12 protein-coding genes and 1 tRNA gene are annotated in these 16,745 nt (G+C 36.1%); 6 read left to right on the top strand and 7 right to left on the bottom strand.

The window, feature by feature from the left end; all coding sequences use genetic code 11:
• Positions 1-18: 18 nt before the first annotated feature.
• A complete protein-coding gene (locus VB694_RS03515) occupies positions 19-753 on the bottom strand; it encodes a hypothetical protein (protein WP_323358931.1) in 735 nt (244 codons plus the stop codon).
• Positions 754-972: 219 nt separating this feature from the next.
• Between VB694_RS03515 and VB694_RS03520 the strand changes: the two genes are divergently transcribed.
• From VB694_RS03520 to VB694_RS03535, 4 genes are all read left to right on the top strand, one after another.
• The gene (locus VB694_RS03520) at positions 973-1,539 is read left to right on the top strand and encodes a hypothetical protein (RefSeq protein WP_323358932.1); all 567 of its coding nucleotides are present in this window, start codon (positions 973-975) and stop codon (positions 1,537-1,539) included.
• Between the two features lie 339 nt (positions 1,540-1,878).
• Positions 1,879-2,190 carry a DUF433 domain-containing protein gene (locus VB694_RS03525; protein WP_323358933.1) on the top strand — a complete coding sequence of 104 codons (312 nt, stop codon included), beginning with the start codon at positions 1,879-1,881 and terminating at the stop codon, positions 2,188-2,190.
• Entirely contained in the window at positions 2,191-2,541 is a 351-nt protein-coding gene (locus VB694_RS03530) for a DUF5615 family PIN-like protein (RefSeq protein ID WP_323358934.1), read from the top strand.
• A 254-nt stretch (positions 2,542-2,795) separates the two neighbouring features.
• A complete protein-coding gene (locus VB694_RS03535) occupies positions 2,796-3,239 on the top strand; it encodes a DUF29 domain-containing protein (protein ID WP_323358935.1) in 444 nt (147 codons plus the stop codon).
• 254 nt (positions 3,240-3,493) lie between these two features.
• On the opposite strand, the gene VB694_RS03540 is transcribed toward VB694_RS03535, so the two are convergent.
• From VB694_RS03540 to VB694_RS03550, 3 genes are all read right to left on the bottom strand, one after another.
• Positions 3,494-3,567, bottom strand: a tRNA-Met gene (locus tag VB694_RS03540).
• A 146-nt stretch (positions 3,568-3,713) separates the two neighbouring features.
• Positions 3,714-6,068: a peptidoglycan DD-metalloendopeptidase family protein gene (locus VB694_RS03545; RefSeq protein WP_323358936.1), complete on the bottom strand. Its 2,355-nt coding sequence runs from the start codon at positions 6,066-6,068 to the stop codon at positions 3,714-3,716.
• 803 nt (positions 6,069-6,871) lie between these two features.
• A complete protein-coding gene (locus VB694_RS03550; protein WP_323358937.1) occupies positions 6,872-7,333 on the bottom strand; it encodes a tRNA (cytidine(34)-2'-O)-methyltransferase in 462 nt (153 codons plus the stop codon).
• A gap of 690 nt (positions 7,334-8,023) precedes the next feature.
• On the opposite strand from VB694_RS03550, the gene VB694_RS03555 reads away from it, so the two are divergent.
• A complete protein-coding gene (locus tag VB694_RS03555; RefSeq protein WP_323358938.1) occupies positions 8,024-9,160 on the top strand; it encodes an RNA-guided endonuclease TnpB family protein in 1,137 nt (378 codons plus the stop codon).
• Between the two features lie 147 nt (positions 9,161-9,307).
• Here the strand turns inward: VB694_RS03555 and gshA are convergent, their stop codons facing one another.
• Positions 9,308-10,444, bottom strand: coding sequence for a glutamate--cysteine ligase (gshA, locus tag VB694_RS03560; RefSeq protein WP_323358939.1), 1,137 nt, complete (start codon positions 10,442-10,444; stop codon positions 9,308-9,310).
• A 201-nt stretch (positions 10,445-10,645) separates the two neighbouring features.
• Here gshA and VB694_RS03565 point away from each other — a divergent pair, with 201 nt between their 5' ends.
• Positions 10,646-11,392, top strand: coding sequence for an FkbM family methyltransferase (locus VB694_RS03565; protein WP_323358940.1), 747 nt, complete (start codon positions 10,646-10,648; stop codon positions 11,390-11,392).
• A gap of 174 nt (positions 11,393-11,566) precedes the next feature.
• Here the strand turns inward: VB694_RS03565 and VB694_RS03570 are convergent, their stop codons facing one another.
• On the bottom strand, positions 11,567-12,424 hold the full coding sequence (locus tag VB694_RS03570; RefSeq protein WP_323358941.1) for a hypothetical protein: 858 nt from the start codon (positions 12,422-12,424) through the stop codon (positions 11,567-11,569).
• Entirely contained in the window at positions 12,405-16,733 is a 4,329-nt protein-coding gene (locus VB694_RS03575) for an AAA domain-containing protein (RefSeq protein ID WP_323358942.1), read from the bottom strand. The genes VB694_RS03570 and VB694_RS03575 overlap by 20 nt, the downstream gene beginning before the upstream one ends.
• Positions 16,734-16,745 lie beyond the last annotated feature (12 nt).

The following is a 16,745-nucleotide window of genomic DNA, read 5'->3' on the forward strand; positions in this document are numbered from 1 at the left end:
ATGGTAAACCTTAAAATGTTAAAAAGGACACTTATCAAACCAACGTGGTGTCTGCTCTTTAGTATTCAAAAAGTAGTGCATTATATTTTTAGCAGTATCATATGTTTTTATTAGAGGCTTAGATAATATTACATTCCAAATCGATTTGTCATCATACCCTCCAAAATTCCTATCGCTTGTTTTTATATGAATGATACGATCTCGAATTTTTTTCAGGTTATTGAAATCTTGCCATATTTTTGTTCCCTTGGGACTTTGAACCTGAAAAACAACAGGAATAACTTCTCCTAATTTAGTGTCTAAGCTTAGATACCTTTCAATTTGCTCTTTATTATAATGCTGAGTACCTTTGCTATCTACAACTTCATAAATATAGTCATCCGGCAATTCTTCATTTACAAATGATTCCAAGCAAGTATATGCAAAAACTATTGATGCCATCATTTGTTCATAGAATTCAAATACATCACTGTCTGGTAAATGACCAACCCTCTTGTTTAAAACGCATTTATTAATCAATTGTTCAGCTTGTAAATAATAGATGTGTGATAAATTTAGAAATAAAGCAGTAGTATTAGGAATCGTGAGGCCAAAACTTTCTTCCCCATAAGAAAGTATTCCAAATTCCACCTCTGCACCTACAGTAGACATGAGGTTTGATGAATCAGGATGAACAAATGGAATGGTAGCTAATGTCAAATTATTTATACGCCAATCCATTTTATTGATGTGTTCTGGAGTCTGTTCGCTCATAAATTTACTAACCTATTTATCTACTTGTTGTTAATGTAGCATTAGTTAGGATAAATTACTACACAGTGTGATCGCTCATCTCGTAGGGTGCGTTAATAAAATGTAATGTACTGTTAAGTAAAAAAATAAAATAATTGTTAAACATTGATATTAGTATAAATGATGTTTCATATAATTGGTCTGTAACAAAAACTTAGTATTAATACCAGGAGATTTGATATGTTAAGCGTGTATAATTTTGATTACAGTTTACTACCAATACAAATAATTGATTTTGAAAAATACAATTTTGATCAATTTATAAAAAATCTAGACTTGAGTTTCAGATATGAACCTATTTTATTAATTTTTGGGATGATTATTTATCCTATGATAGCTATTCTGGTGATTTCAAAGATTTTTCGTTCTCCTAAGATTACCTATTTTAAAAATATAATTATTCTAATTTACAGTATATTTATTGTTTACTCATTACCTTTTCATATAGTAGATATTCACAATGAATATTTAGCGGAAAAGAAACAAGAATCTATAAGATTAGAAAATGAACAGAAGGAAATTGTGCGTATAAATAGCAACTCCGAACTTTTGCATATTTATAGAGGGTATGAAGATATGAGAAAACTAATTTGTCTAGACTATTATTATAGAGAAAATGATGGTTGTAAAAAACAAGAAGAAAAATGTAAAAATATAAAATATATGTTTAAAGATTCTGTAAAACCTGAAGATGTGGAGTTATTAGAAAAGATGAAAGCTGGATGCAGTTATAATGGATGGTTTTGAAATTTAGTTAATGAAATATAATGCACCATTTTTTATTAAAATTTAACTGTCAGAATCAGGATAACCAGGATTAAAGGATTAACAGGATAATATTTGATTTTGATATTCTGGGATATTGAAATTATCGCAACTTCTGAAAATGTAGATGAATATTAAAAAACCATCCTGTACATCCTCAAATCCTGGACATCTTGATTCAGACAAAATGCAACTTCTGAAAATAAATAATTTTTTGACTTTTGAATTTTGACTTTTGACTTCCCGAAGGGTGTCCTGATTCAGACAAAAAATGATATACTAAAATATAGTGATTCGAGCGACATAGCTAAATCAAATAATATGTTAACCCTGAATTACCCGCATATTGAAAAAACCGAAGATCAACCAGCAAGATTACAGCGTATTCCGCGTATTAGAGTAGCACAAATTGTTATGGACTATATTGCTTATGGTTGGTCTGTGGAAGAAATGTGTCATCAACATCCTTATTTAACTCATGCTGAAGCTCATGCTACTATGGGTTATTACTTTGACCACCAAGAAGAAATTGACCAAGAAATTAGAGAAGAATGGGAACAAGTACAACAAAGCAAAAATGAATTAGTATCATCTCCATTTTACAGCAGAATGAAAGCTAAAGGACTGTTGTAAATGACCATTGCTTTATATATGGATGTTCATGTACCTCAATCTATTACATCACAATTGCGTCGTCGGGGTGTGGATGTATTAACTGCTTTTGATGATGAAACCCAAGAACTTCCTGATAATAAATTATTAGAAAGAGTGACTGAACTACAACGAGTCCTATTTACTCAAGATATTCGTTTTCGAGTTTTAGCTCAAACTTGGCAAAAAGAAGAAAAACAGTTTTCAGGATTAATTTTTGGACATCAACTAGGTGGTACAATTGGTCAATTTGTGCAAGATTTAGAATTTATTGCTAAAGCTTCAGAGATTGATGAATGGATGAATGTTGTTGAATATATTCCTTTCAAATAATATTGCTCTTAGGGTGCGTTAATCAACTTTATTTAATGCACCGTTTTCTATTAAAATTTAACTGTCTGAATCAGGATAACCAGGATTAAAGGATTAACAGGATAATATTTGATATTGATATTTTGGAAGATTAAATTTAGTGCAATTTCTGAAAATGTAGATGAATATAAAAAACATCCTGTACATCCTGATTCCGAAAATATTTTAGTTACAATCAAAGCATAAGCAACTGATAAAAGAGAGGCATTTTAATTATGACATTAACATGGGATGAACTGGTATTTCAATCACCATACTTAGCAGTGAAAAAAGCCAAGGAATTGCTAAAGGAGGGAAAAATGGCAGAAGTTGATCAGATTTTAGAGAGTTTAGCAGAGTCAATGGGAAGATCAGAAAAAAGAGCAGTTATTAGTCAATTAACTCGATTAATGCTACATATAATTAAATGGAAATGTCAGCCAGAAAAACGCAGTGCTAGTTGGGTTATTTCTATTCGTTCAGCAAGGAGAGAAATTGCTGATAGTCAAGAAGAAATGCCTAGTCTTAATCGAGAGTTTTTAGAGTCTATTTGGGATAAATGTTTTACATCTGCTAAACAAGATGCTAGGGATGAAATGGGTAAAAAGCCAGAAATTACTGCTTTAACTTGGGAGAATGTATTTAAAGAGAATTACACAATTTGGGAGGATGAAAAATAGATGTAATTAATAATAAATTTCTATTTATCCACATTTGTTATCTTTAAATTCAGGATATCCAGGATTAAAGGTTCAACAGGATTATATTTGATTTTGATATTCTGGAATATTTGAATTATCGTAATTTCTCAGGGTGTATATTACTTTTAATAAAACATCCTGTACATCCTGATTCAGACAATTAAAACAAATATTCAGCGTCCAGTGCTATAAATGACCGAAAGCTAAAACCCTTATATATCAAATTGTTTAAATGGCTCAGGTCAGAATTGAACTGACGACCCCAGGCTTATGAGTCCCGTACTCTAACCAACTGAGCTACTGAGCCGTGTTGTTTTATCAACTTCTATTAAGATAGCATACAAATTTAGCGATCGCAATTCCCAAAACAAAATTTTTTTCCCAAAATAAAAGAGGGAGTCAAACTCCCTCCAACAAACAAGGCAATTACTGAATTAACAGACAGCAAAGTATTTACAGGCGTGCCTGTGTCCGTGATGGCAGGAAAGCAATGGGGTTAATTGCTCCTTTACCTGCTGGATGAAGTTCAAAATGGGTGTGGGGACCAGTGCTAAAGCCAGTGCTACCCATAGCAGCAATTGTCTGTCCTTGTTCCACTTCTTGTCCTACTTGCACCAAAACTCGGCTGTTGTGAGCATAGCGGGTCATGCTGCCATCATGATGGCGGATTTCAACTAAAATGCCATAACCGCCGTTATTCCAACCTGCTCTTTCCACCCTACCTGGTGCTGCGGCGTAAATTGGTGTACCAACGCCATTAGCGATATCAATACCTCTGTGCATTCTACCCCAGCGCCAGCCATAGCCAGATGTAAGCGTACCTTTTGCTGGCCAAATATAAGCTGTAGATGAAGATGGAGGATTTGTATTCTGATCAACAGCTTTAGGTAGATATATATCTACTGCGGCCAAAGGTGGCAATGCTGGAGACACCTTAGTTCCCCGCAATTTACCCAAGGAGTCGGTAGAGTTTGCACCAGCAGAAGGAACTGTTAACCTAATACCGGATGAACTACGAGAAGAATTACCTGACAAACGTATTTGATTTGACAGGAATTGTGGGTTAATTGGCTCGTCATTGGTGGGTCGAGCCGCCTGCAATAAGGGCTTAACAGGTTGTTCTCTGTAGCTATTAGGCACTAGGGGCTTAGGTACAGAAATTGCCACTGCATTCAGTTGAGCATTAACCTGAGAAGTTGTCTCATTATTATTTGCTTTCTCGACAACAATCGGAACTGCTGAATTATCAGTTGAATTCACTGTTTGTGCAGTTACACCAGACTGTTGAGAGCGGTATTTCTCGCGTAGTCTATCAATTTCGGCTTGCAAGCTGCGGATACGCTCAGTACCCTTAGTTTTAGAAACCTTTTGAGGTGTTGAGGATGTTTGTGTTCTCGTAGCACTGCTGATGAGTGAAGTCTCACCACTCCCTATATAAGAGTTAGGGGAAGTAAATTCAACTTCTGGATTTTGCAGCTGATTATTCTGAGCTACTGGTACGGGTATGGTAATGCTATTGCTAAGAGCAGGAGTATTGACTTTAACCCGATTCTTCTGAGCCACTGGGATGGGAATGGCAACACTATTATTGTTGCTCATTGATGATTGTGAAGCCAGAGGTAGATTGGCATCTAAATCAGGTGGCATCAGAGCAGAACTAGCAACTGTGGTACTTCTGCTAGGCTGAACGCTAGGCTGAACGCTAGGCTGAACAAAAGTAGGACGAATTGCTATAGTTGACTGGTTGATACTAATACGCCCTGCTCCATCAGAAGGAATAACCAGTTTTTGACTGATTTGCAGCTGATTGGGATCATTGAGATTATTAGCTTTGACCAGTTCTGAGATAGAAGTACCGTAATTAGTAGCAATCTCAGCTAATGTGTCTCCGGGTTTAACCTCGTAGGTTGTTGTCACTGATTGAGAGACAACTTGGGGAGCGGCTGGTGCAGTTGTAACTACTTTCGGCGCTGGAGTTTTGGTCAGTTTCTCCTGTTTTAACCGGGATATTAGGCTGGTTGGCTGAGTATCGGTGAAATCTTCCGCCTGTTCTGCCAAATTTTTATTAACTATAGTGGTTGGTTTTGCTGCCTCAATACCACTTAGTGATGAATTATTGGTCTCCTCAGACCGCAACTCCGCCAGACTATTTCTTAAACGGCTCGACTTTTCCTGCAAGCGGGTAATAGCAAATTCTTGCTGCGCTTTCAGTTGGGCATCAACATCATTGCTGACTGTGTTTGCTGCTTCAACAATTACGACAGAGGGTTGAGAGCCAGCAACACCCTGATTTTGAGAAAATTGTTGTTCTGTTTCAAACCGTTGTTTTCTGGTTTGTAATTGTGATTGAACTAAATTACTATTCAATCCCTGTTCTGCTTGCGGTTGCAAGTAAACAGCTTTTTGATCAGCTGCTGATGTGGAAATTTGGACAGCCATTTCTTTGGCTGCAACTGGCCATTTAGCTTCAAGCCCAGGCACTTGCGAAACTGCTGTTGGTTCCACGACAATGACAGGATTTTCAGGCACGCTCGCTGAAGAGACGGCTTGGGACTCCAGCTTTGTGGCCGTAAATTTTATCTCAGTGTCAGAAACAGCAGAAATCGTTGAGGCTGCTTTTTGACTGCCAACAGGAGCCGCAGCTTGGGCTTGATCGCTTTGTCGAGTCACCAAAAGGCTGGTTGCGCCCATTGAGATTGCCAAGCCAATCATCGCGGCTTGAGTTCCCGCCCGGCGGTTTGCTTTGTGGTTAGTTTCCTTTGACTGCTCGACCGGGACACTATCGTTGTTGGGAGTATTATTCAACACAACCTTTACTCTCTTTTTCAATGCTCGTTTCAAAGACGACCTCCTATGATCACGCTTCGCTTAACTGACCTTGATTTTATTAGTTTGGATATTAATCCATGATTGAGATCACATCAAACGATATATCAAGATCACATTCACCAGAGATACTTAGGCAAGATTAACCTGCTTCTCTGATTTAGACAAGTTCTTACTTGTTAGTAAACCTTAAAATTTTTCCGTTGATTTGTCTGTTATCACTCCTCACAAAACTCAGGATTGTTCGTTCTTGTTAGTTTTCGTGCTGCTCTTGCTGTTCAGGGGGTGGACTAGACACATAAGATAGCTTTGCTGAGTCCAATATTGCTGTTAGCATTTGCGCTGCTGCGACTTCTGAAAAAAAACGATGTTCCTGCTGTAGATATTTTCTAAGTTTTTTTATCCAATCCGTCTTATCAACTGGAGACTTTACGCTTTTTATTCCCTAAAAAACAACCGTACAAATTTGCAGTGAGCTTTTCTGTTGTTGATTGTGTTTTAGGTTACAAATAGCCAAGAGGCTTGGCAGTAGATGCTTTTGCTGATTTTATCTCTCGGATGGATAAATTTTCAATTCACTAAAATCTATCATTGACAATTGGCATGAATTCAAAGTTACTATACAAATTTCTTATATGAGCCTTCGCTAACTAACTAGAATTTTTTGTTAGGTATCAAATTCCTGGAATTTCCGGCGGTCACTTACGTTTTATTACGGAAAAGATAACCAAAGTAAATTTGTAATTTCCAGAACCAATAAGTCTTTCTACCTAAAAATAAGTGAACTATTGTAAATAGCCTAACTGTCGTCGGGATTCAAACAAGCTAATGGCCACACTTACGGATAAATTCAGGCTACGAACTCCGGGTTCGTGCATGGGAATGTAGAGAGTGGAGTCACAGGTACTGAGAACATTTGCTGGTAAACCAGTAGTTTCGCTGCCAAACAATAACCAATCATCGGCTTGAAACTGGTAATTGATATAGTTAAAACTGCCACGGACGCTAAAACCTAACAATCTACCGCCACGCTGCTGATGAATGATTTGAAACGCTTCTGGGGATTCGTGATAGTGCAGTTTGACATAAGGCCAGTAGTCTAAACCTGCTCTTTTGAGATAGCGATCGCTAATTTCAAATCCTAATGGACCGACCAAATGCAATTCTGTTCCTGTAGCGGCACAAGTACGAGCAATATTGCCTGTATTTGGGGGAATTTGCGGGTTAACTAAGACTACCTGGGGCATATTACCATGAAAAATTCAAAATTAAAAAAACTATAGCAGTCAGCAGTCAGCTTTTGAAAACTCTTGTCTGACAAAGATTCTAGAATTTAAGATTGTCCTAATTTTTCTGATGACGGCTATTAGTATGAAAATGGGCAAATATACGGACTGATAAGGATCTCAGACAAAATCAACCCTATGACAGATGGAGTTAACCTATAGGTTTTGTTAATAGGCATTAACTACTACAAAGAGATTAGATTTTTAAAACTAAGGGATTGGGGATTGGGGACTGGGGACTGGGGATTGGGGATTGGGGATTGGGGATTGGGGATTGGGAATACATAGAAAGTTATTCTCCCTTGCTCCCTTGCTCCCCTGTTCCCCTGCTCCGTTTCCTGTTTACTGTCACCTGTCACCTATCCCCTTTAAATTAAGCCACGAGGGCTAGTAACTGAATCAAAGTATCTATCTAAATCTACTCATATCTGATTAAATAGAAAGCTATCATTAAGATATGAGTAAGTTTAAAGACTCATCTCTAACATCAACAAAAATTTCTCGGTTAATACATAGCTGACTTGGGATATTATTAATTAATGTATACATTAAACTACTATCACTTTACTTATAGTATCATAAGTTTTGAAGCTCAGACTTGATAGCTAAGAAAGTAGTGAAATACCCCGAAATACAGGAGAGGTAAAATCATTGCTACTAGGATTTAAAACCGAGTTAAAGTTAAATCGAATTCAACGGATAAACATAGTAAAACACTGTGGAGTAGCCCGTCATGCCTGGAATTGGGGATTATCTCTAACTAAACAGATATTAGACCATAACCAAGAGCATCCTGATGAGAAAATAAAATTTCCTACAGCAATAGATTTACATAAATGGTTAGTAGCATTAGTCAAACCTGAAAATAAATGGTATTATGAATGTTCCAAATCAGCACCCCAAGAAGCACTCAGAAATTTAAGAAAATCCTGGGATAGATGGTTTCAAAAAATCTCAGGAGTACCTCTTTTTAAAAAGAAAGGAAAACATGATAGTTTTACCTTGGAAGGAACAGTAAAAATAGTAGGTAATAACAAACTTCAAGTTCCCAAAATAGGGATATTAAAGACTTATGAAAGATTACCTCAAGTTCAACCAAAGTCAGTCACCATCAGTCGCCAAGCCGATAGATGGTTTATTAGTTTTAAAATAGAAGTAGAACCAAAAACATCAACTTTAGATAATGTTGTGGGTGTAGATTTAGGTGTGAAAAACCTAGCAACATTATCAACAGGTGAAGTAATTACAGGTGCTAAATCTTATAAAAAGTATGAATATAAACTAAGGAGATTACAATGGTTAAACAGACATAAAATAATAGATTCAAGTAATTGGAAAAAAGCTCAAATACCGATTGCTAGGTTACATAGAAAGATAGCTAATCTTAGAAAAGATACATTACATAAATTAACTACACTATTAGCCAAAAACCACGGTGTGATAGTGATAGAGAATTTGAATGTATCAGGGATGTTAGCTAATCATAAACTAGCCAAGGCAATTTCTGATATGGGGTTTTATGAATTTAGAAGACAATTAGAGTACAAATGTCAACTGTACGGCTCAAGATTAGTAATAGTTGATAGATGGTTTCCTAGTTCTAAAACCTGCTCTCATTGTAGTGTAAAAAAAGAAAATCTATCATTGAGTGAAAGAGTGTTTAAGTGTGATAGTTGTGGATTTGAATGCGACAGGGATTTAAACGCAGCTATTAATCTGAGCCAGTGCGGTCTTGGGGTCTCCCCAAGTAGAGAAGGCAGTGCGTTGGACGGGTTTCCCGGCTTGTAGCAACTGCCGTCAACTGGCGTCTCAAAAGCTGTCAGTTAGACAGTGTTAGCCTGTGGACTGAGTAGTGCCGACACTTTCAGGGTGAAACAGGAAGTAAACGACACTCAAGAATCAGCCTGTCAGTAGATAGGTAGATTTGAGTAGGTTTTATATAGCGGAAGAACATATTTTGTTTTCTAGTTCCTGTTCCCGTTCTTGGGTAGCAATAATCGCCTGTTTAATGACTTGCTGGGTATCCACGCCAACTTTGTGTAGTTGTAACCACTGTTGAGCTTCGTTACCTTCGCGGAGAATTTTCTGTAAGGGGGAAAGGAAACAACTGAAACCTTTTTGTTTGGCTATGCCCCAAACTTCTTGATACATTTGGGCAATCCAATCTCTGGCGAGGATGGTACTGCCATCTTGCCAATGTTGTAACTGGGCATCAAGACTGGCTGTGGCCGCTGCCATTTCATTTTTTGCAGTTAAGGTAATTAGTTCTGCGGGTGAGAAGCTGCTTTGGGTTAAGGGGTCGATGTGGGGATTGTTAATGATTTGTAACAGCCGTGCTTCTAACAGGGCGGTAATTGCTAATAAGGAAATAGGATCGGTGACTAAATCGCAAATTCGCAGTTCTAGACGATTAAGATCATAAGGACGGCGATCGCCATTTGGTCGTACTGATGTCCACAAATGCCGGATATTTTGCATTGTTCCGGCTTTTATCTGTGCTTCTACCCATTGAATATGATGGGCATGACTGGTAAATAAGGGTACATGACTGGGGGTTTGGGGAAAGAGTCCCCAACGGGTAGAATGATAACCTGTAGCTTGACTATTTAAAAATGGTGATGAGGCGCTTAGGGAAAGAAATAAAGGAGCTTCTAGGCGAATAATTCGACAGGCACGCATTAATATTTCTGGATCGCTGATGCCAATATTAATATGTACGCTGGCAGTAACTACTTTTGTACCGTAGTTTTGCTCAATGTAGTCATGATAGGGGTTGGTGGGGTCAGAACGGTAAAAGCGATCGCTGCCACCCAAGGACAGGGTACTGCCTGGTATTAATGTATAATTGTCTAATTGCTGCAAATATTTACGCAACTGTTGCCGGGGACGCAATAAGCCACACAGTTGATTTTCGTAATTTGTCGATGGGTTAGTTATGTATTCTACATTGCGGCTATCAGGCTCACGCATAAATCCCTGCAAATCCGCAACGATTTGGTCGGAGAGACCAACAATTTCACCTTGAGGTGTGCCAGTATAAATCTCAATCTCAAAGCCTTTTGTTAAGACCACTTTATTTTGCTCCTTGGCTCTCCTAATTTGGATAAATTGTATCAAATTTAACGTTTTTTTGCATGATGGCGGTTATGTTCAAAACTGCTAAGAAACTTAGCTGGATTGACCGAGGGATTATACGGAAAATTTTTATATAATTAATACTTAATGTCATTAAGCTATTGAGGAAAGCACACTGTGAGCGCGTTCAGCAAACAAATGAGAAATCTGCTTCAAAGCCTTGTCGGTTATGAAGTAGAGCGAATTGGCCGCAAATCTTTCGCTGTGATTAACCAGCAATGTAAGACAGATGCGTGGTTTTCATATCAGGCTCAGATTAAGTCGATTATTGAGAAATATAAAATTGATCTTGTTATTGATGTTGGTGCTAATAAAGGTCAGTTTGCTCGCAATTTAAGGTCTTTGTACCAAGGAGAAATTATTTCATTCGAGCCGGTCTCATCTGTCTTTGCAGAATTGGCCGCAGTTTCCTCTTCTGACCCCAATTGGCATATTCACAAATTTGCATTAGGAAGTCAGAACTCTAATCAAACAATTAATATTTCTCAGCAAACAGTTTTTAGTTCTCTGCTCAAGGTAAATGACTATTGTGTGGAACATTTTGGAAGTGGAACACTAGGAATGAAGGAAGAAGTTGTTGCTGTCCGCAGACTCGATACACTAATACATGAAATTGCCCCCGATTTTGAAAACAAACGTATTTTTATCAAAATGGACACACAAGGCTATGATCAAGAAGTTTTCAATGGCTTGGGAAATATACTTAATCAAGTGGTGCTGCTTCAGTCGGAACTGTCTCTAATTCCTATATATGAAGGAATGCCTCACTGGACGGAAAGTATCTCTAATTATGAAAAAAATGGGTTTGGAATTGTGGGAATGTTTCCTGTGAATTGGGATTCAGAAAGGATAATTGAATACGACTGTTTATTGATCAGAATATAGCCAATTACTTTTGGTGTCAGTCTCAACAAATTCTGAAACTAATATTGTGGCTACAGATTATTTGACAGCCTAGTACCGCTTTGCGGAAGTCAAAAGTCAAAAGTCAAAAATAATAGGTCGTCAGTTTTTTAGCGATTGAGAATGGTTGGTTTATTTACGCCGTGCTGTACTAGATTATATAAGGGAATTTCTTTGTTTAATAATTGCTTCTCGTGCAGAATTGATAGTTTCCTCTGACAAATCACATAATGATGTTAAAGAAATTTTACCTTCATTGAGTAGAGATTCTAGCCAATTTGAGGCCGGTTCTAAAATTCGCTTACCGCTGCGGATTTGAATGTTTAACTTATCTTGGTTGGCATCAAAAATAACAAAAAGGGAGATGGTTTTCCAAAAAATTGTAGCCCCTGTTGTCAGTTTAAAAGCGGTGACAACTTTTCCCTGTTCTGGTAGATGAAATGTCAAGCCTGAATCTTGAATAATTTGCTGTATTTGTTCTAGTGATATGGAGGATATATCAATATTTGTCTGTTTGAATTTTACAAAGGTTGATAAATCAGGTAATTTGATAGTGACATCATTTAAAGATTCAGTTTTTACGGTAAGTTTATCCTCTAAATAATTATTAATTGCGTAAACTTGAACCGTATAAGGTGGCTGGGGTACAGTTCCTTTTTCATGAAATGAACGCCCTTCAGCAGTGACTATAATTTTTGATTCTACAGCTAATGTTTGTAATGACTGAAGAGTTGAAATTGTACTTTTGATAAAAACAGAATCAAGACCAAGTATAGAAGCTAATTCATCTGCGGTAGGCGGCAGTTCAAATTCAATACCAGCCCGAATAATAAACTCTTCGAGTACGTTAAATTGCCGGGGTTCTTTAATTGTTAATTCTACAGTATTTTGAGATAAACTATAACGAAATTTACGGGCAGCAAGAACTGAGAAACCAGGATTTTCCGTTTCAATTTCTTTGGCAGCATTTTTGAGATTTTCATCAATATTTTGATTAGCAGAAGCAGGAAACATCAATAAAACCTCCATGACGATTAACAATATTTGCCACTTCCGAATACATCCCACCAACTGTACCCGGTTTACTGGTAAATAAATCGTGACAACCAACAATTACCAGTAATTCTTGAGCGCGGGAAAAAGCGACGTTTACCCGTTCTGGCTTTTTCGCAAATCCCACATCTCCTTGATAATTATTACGAACCATACTCACAATTACCACAGGTCTTTCCATTCCTTGAAATCTGTCAACTGTCCCGGTTCTAATTTGCAATGAAGGAAAAAGTTCGGATTGTAAACGCTCATCAATTTTTCTTAATTGAGCGCCATAAAATGTAATAACTGCTATTTCTTTTTTAGGTTCACCATTAGCAACTTTAGCACTCCAAGTATTTTCAAACTGCTGACATATTTTTTCAATGACATCAATTTCTTGAATGTTAAAAAATGAAGTTCCCAAACGTTCTTCTTGAAATTCATTTTCTCTGGGCATTTTTACCCAAATTAAATGATGTTCTGGTTTAATTATTTCCCCTGCTAAATTATGAGCGCGTTTAGTATCAGGTTCTAAAATACCACATTCTAATTTACCATCATAAAATTGATTTATTGCTCCCATGATATCGGGGTGCATTCGATATTGAGTATTGAGCATTTGTTTGATGCTATCATCAGCGGTTTCAAACTGAAATTTAAATAATGATTCTTCTAAAAATTGCATTTCTTCTTTTGTATTACCAATTGTTTCGGCAACTTCTTCTACTGTGCTAGTATCCAGCATTGGTGGTAGTTGTCGATGGTCTCCTACCATAACTAATTTTTTAGCTTTCAAAGCCGGAATGAGTAATTCTGGGGGTGTACATTTACTAACTTCGTCAATAATAACGACATCAAAATATTTAAATTCTTCAGAAAAATTGTAATTTGCAGCTTGAACGCAGGTAATACCCACGACGTTAGCATTATCTAAATAAATTTGTCTTAAATCATGACTATCTCTTTCGGAGGGTTGACGTAGTTTTGTAATCCAATCTTGAACGAAATTTTGATATTTTTGTAAATATTTTTCTTCGTTTTGTAGTTGCTGTTGCCAAATATCAAATTGTTTGCTGATTTGTTGTAAAAATTCCAAGTTGAATAAATCCGTTCCTAGATTTTTCAAATTGGGTTTAAATTTATCAGGTATTTCTTGCCAAGTCAAATCCCACCAGTTTCTTTCGGTAATTAAATTATCGGGTATTTGTGATTTTAATTGCTGAACTAATTCATTTAATTTGACTTGGGAAGTTTCAAATTTTTGCAGAGAGGATTTAGTTGATTTTTTTAGCTTTATCAACTCTTGCTGCAATGATTCTTTGATAATTCCTAAGATCGAAAAAGCATCTAATGAAGAAGTTAAAGTTTCAATCTTAGTTAGGGAATTTTTCCAAAAATTGACTTGCTGGGCAAATTCTTGATGCTGTTCCCAAATATTTGATTGTGTAGCTAGATATTTTTGTGTGAGATTAGATAGTTTGAGAGGTAAATTTGGTTGTTTATTCAGTTCTTCTAAGATATTGACAACTTTTATCAGCTGTAAATTAGCATCTTGACTGGCTTTTTCTACCTGAGATTGAGTTGCTAATATTTGTTCTTGGGTAATGTTATTATTAGGAATTTGCACTAATTTTTGTTGTTGTGTTTGTAAAATACTAAGCTGTTGTTCAGCTTCTGTTTTCAGTTTAAAAACACATTTACGAGCATTGGCAAGAATTGTATCTAGTAATTCTTGGGTAATTCGAGTTAAGGTTGAGTCAATGTTATTCAACTCATAGGATGTGCTGTAGTTTTTTTGCAGTTGAATTAAAAAAGATTGGGTATTCTCAACTAGCAATTTTCGCTGTTTAGAGGTGAGTAATTGATAATCTTCAAATTGTTGATAAATTTCTTGCCATTTGGTGCGATCGCTTTTTTCTAAAACTATAGGAATTTGGCTAAAATTCTGTTGTAGAAAATAACTAAAGTTATGTTGCTTACCTCTTCTATCAGTGAACTTTCCTTCTATTTCATAAGAGATTGCTTTTGTTAATAGTTTCCATTCTGGTAGGTTAATTTGGTAATTTTTGGGTACTACTGGTAATTTTAAATTATTGGCAAACATTAATAAACCTAATGGTAAATTTAGCATATTTTCTGTTAATTGTAAATCAGAATGCTGACAGTCTTTCAAGACTTGATAAAGATGCGTATAAGCTGTGATTTTCCATTCTTTAACAGCTTCGATAATATAATCAATTTCTCGTTTTCGGTTTTCCCAAATTTGAATTGTTGGTTGTAAACTTTGTCCCTGATTGAGAAATTGCTGATACTCTGTTTGTAACTGGTGCAAATATGTAGAAATATCTTTGAAAATCTGTACTAATGCTGCTAATTCTGACATAGCTATAGTTGCATCATGAGCATAACTTAATATTGGTTGAAATTGAGCAACTTCATTTACTACTATTTCCCGCAACCAAACCGCTAAACCAAATACACCACGAACAGGACGAACAAAACCAAGTTCATCTGTATATTTGATAGCTTGACGGACATTTTCTCGAAAATTTTCTACTGTATCATTTCCTTCCGTATATGGTTTTAGAAGTGGTAAAAATTCTTTAACTTCTGAATCGTCCCAATTGATATTTTGTGGTTTTTTGAGAAGATTCTTTAATCCATTAATTAGAGATTCGACTTCATTTTGATCAGCTAATAATTGATTATAAACAACTTCGTGATTTTTGCAGTTTTCCTCTAATTCAATTTTTTCTTTCTTGAATTTATCTTGTTGCTGATTAAATTCTTGTTCGGCTTTTAAATAATCTGTAAACCGCTGTAATGATTTTAATAACCAACCGAGAATCTGGATATTTTCCCGACGTTGACTAAGATTATTTTCGCAGTCAGTAGCGGTATTTCCTAGCCATCTATCAATTACTTGATCTTCTAAAAATGCTTGTCCTTCTTCCCCAACTTTTTCGGCTCTCCCCTTTCTGACAGCGCGAATAACTGGGTTATGAACTAATCGACTTAAAGCATTATCAACGGCTAAATTAGCTTGAGAAGTAATTAATGTCCGACCACCACGCAAAGCAATTTGATAACAAATTTCGGCAATTACGGTAGTTTTACCTGTACCGGGTGGACCTTGAATCAAAACTAAATCTTCTGCTGCAAGTACCTTTTCTACAGATGCTTTTTGACCTAAATTTGCAGCGGATAATAGCAAATCTTTGGTTTTAATTTTAACAGTTTTTTGAATAGGTCTGGCTTGGGAAGCGTCAAATAAGAAATCACCTAAATAGGGATTTTGAGTACGTCCTTGTTTTAATTGTTCTAAAGCTTTTTCTTTGCGCTCAATCTGTTTGATATCACCGAGAGCATCAAAAAATAAGTATCCTTTTCCTGGTATTTGATAATTTCCTGCTGCTATATATTCAACTAATTCACGCTCAAGTTTGATGTGAATAAGATTATTTTTAGGATCAACTTTTTCAATAGTTCCTAATTGACGACTGGTACGACGATTTTTTTCTGTAGGTACAGAATCAGAAAATTTTATATCTTGATTTTTGGCTTTTTTTACACGTTCCCAAAAGTTTTCTGTATCTAAATAATTTTCTTCTACACCATCAAGGGTAGCTGAATTAATATTAATTTCAAAAGCAACTTCTTTTTTATGGGCATTATATTTTAAGTTAAAGAAGTTTACACAAAATTGTCGAGCTTTAGCAATGCGTTCTTCAACTTTTAAAAAGGCTTTCCATGCTTGTAGTTGATCTACCGTTGGCACATGACTACCACATACTGGCATCTTGGCTATTTGTGCTAATATTTTGGGAGAAATATCTATAGGATCATGATAATTAGGAACTAATTGCAAGCGCAAAGGCAAAGCATAAGCATCAGCTTGTCCCCGCGCAGGTTGCAATAAATAAACTGAAAGAATTTTTAACCCACTAGTACCATTTTTTTTGACTGCGGCTCTAAATCCTAAAGTTTTATTTAGCTCTTTTAATCTTTTGGGTAATTTAAATTCACTTTCATCTGTCGCTATGGTTAAATCCCAAATTTCTTCTCCTATTTCTTTGGCGTTACCTTGACGACGAATATAAAATAGGGCTTGTTGTTTACCTACACATTCAAAAATCAACTCATGGGCGCGTTCTTTTCTTTCTCGAAAATCGGGATATAATTTAACTGTTTCTTGTCCTTCAAAGTTACGAATTAAACTATCAATTGTTGAATTTAATAAGCTATATCCCCAAGTTTCCGAATTGTTATTTTTTTGTAAATTTGACATAGATGATCCTGA

Source organism: Anabaena sp. UHCC 0451 (genome assembly GCF_034931405.1).
Classification (GTDB): Bacteria; Cyanobacteriota; Cyanobacteriia; order Cyanobacteriales; family Nostocaceae; genus RDYJ01.

Bases quoted from the DNA above. Each gene is read 5' to 3' on its own strand.
- VB694_RS03515 (WP_323358931.1), bottom strand. From the start codon at position 753: ATGAGCGAACAGACTCCAGAACACATCAATAAAATGGATTGGCGTATA.
- VB694_RS03520 (WP_323358932.1), top strand. From the start codon at position 973: ATGTTAAGCGTGTATAATTTTGATTACAGTTTACTACCAATACAAATA.
- VB694_RS03525 (WP_323358933.1), top strand. From the start codon at position 1,879: ATGTTAACCCTGAATTACCCGCATATTGAAAAAACCGAAGATCAACCA.
- VB694_RS03530 (WP_323358934.1), top strand. From the start codon at position 2,191: ATGACCATTGCTTTATATATGGATGTTCATGTACCTCAATCTATTACA.
- VB694_RS03535 (WP_323358935.1), top strand. From the start codon at position 2,796: ATGACATTAACATGGGATGAACTGGTATTTCAATCACCATACTTAGCA.
- VB694_RS03550 (WP_323358937.1), bottom strand. From the start codon at position 7,333: ATGCCCCAGGTAGTCTTAGTTAACCCGCAAATTCCCCCAAATACAGGC.
- VB694_RS03565 (WP_323358940.1), top strand. From the start codon at position 10,646: ATGAGAAATCTGCTTCAAAGCCTTGTCGGTTATGAAGTAGAGCGAATT.
- VB694_RS03570 (WP_323358941.1), bottom strand. From the start codon at position 12,424: ATGTTTCCTGCTTCTGCTAATCAAAATATTGATGAAAATCTCAAAAAT.
- VB694_RS03575 (WP_323358942.1), bottom strand. From the start codon at position 16,733: ATGTCAAATTTACAAAAAAATAACAATTCGGAAACTTGGGGATATAGC.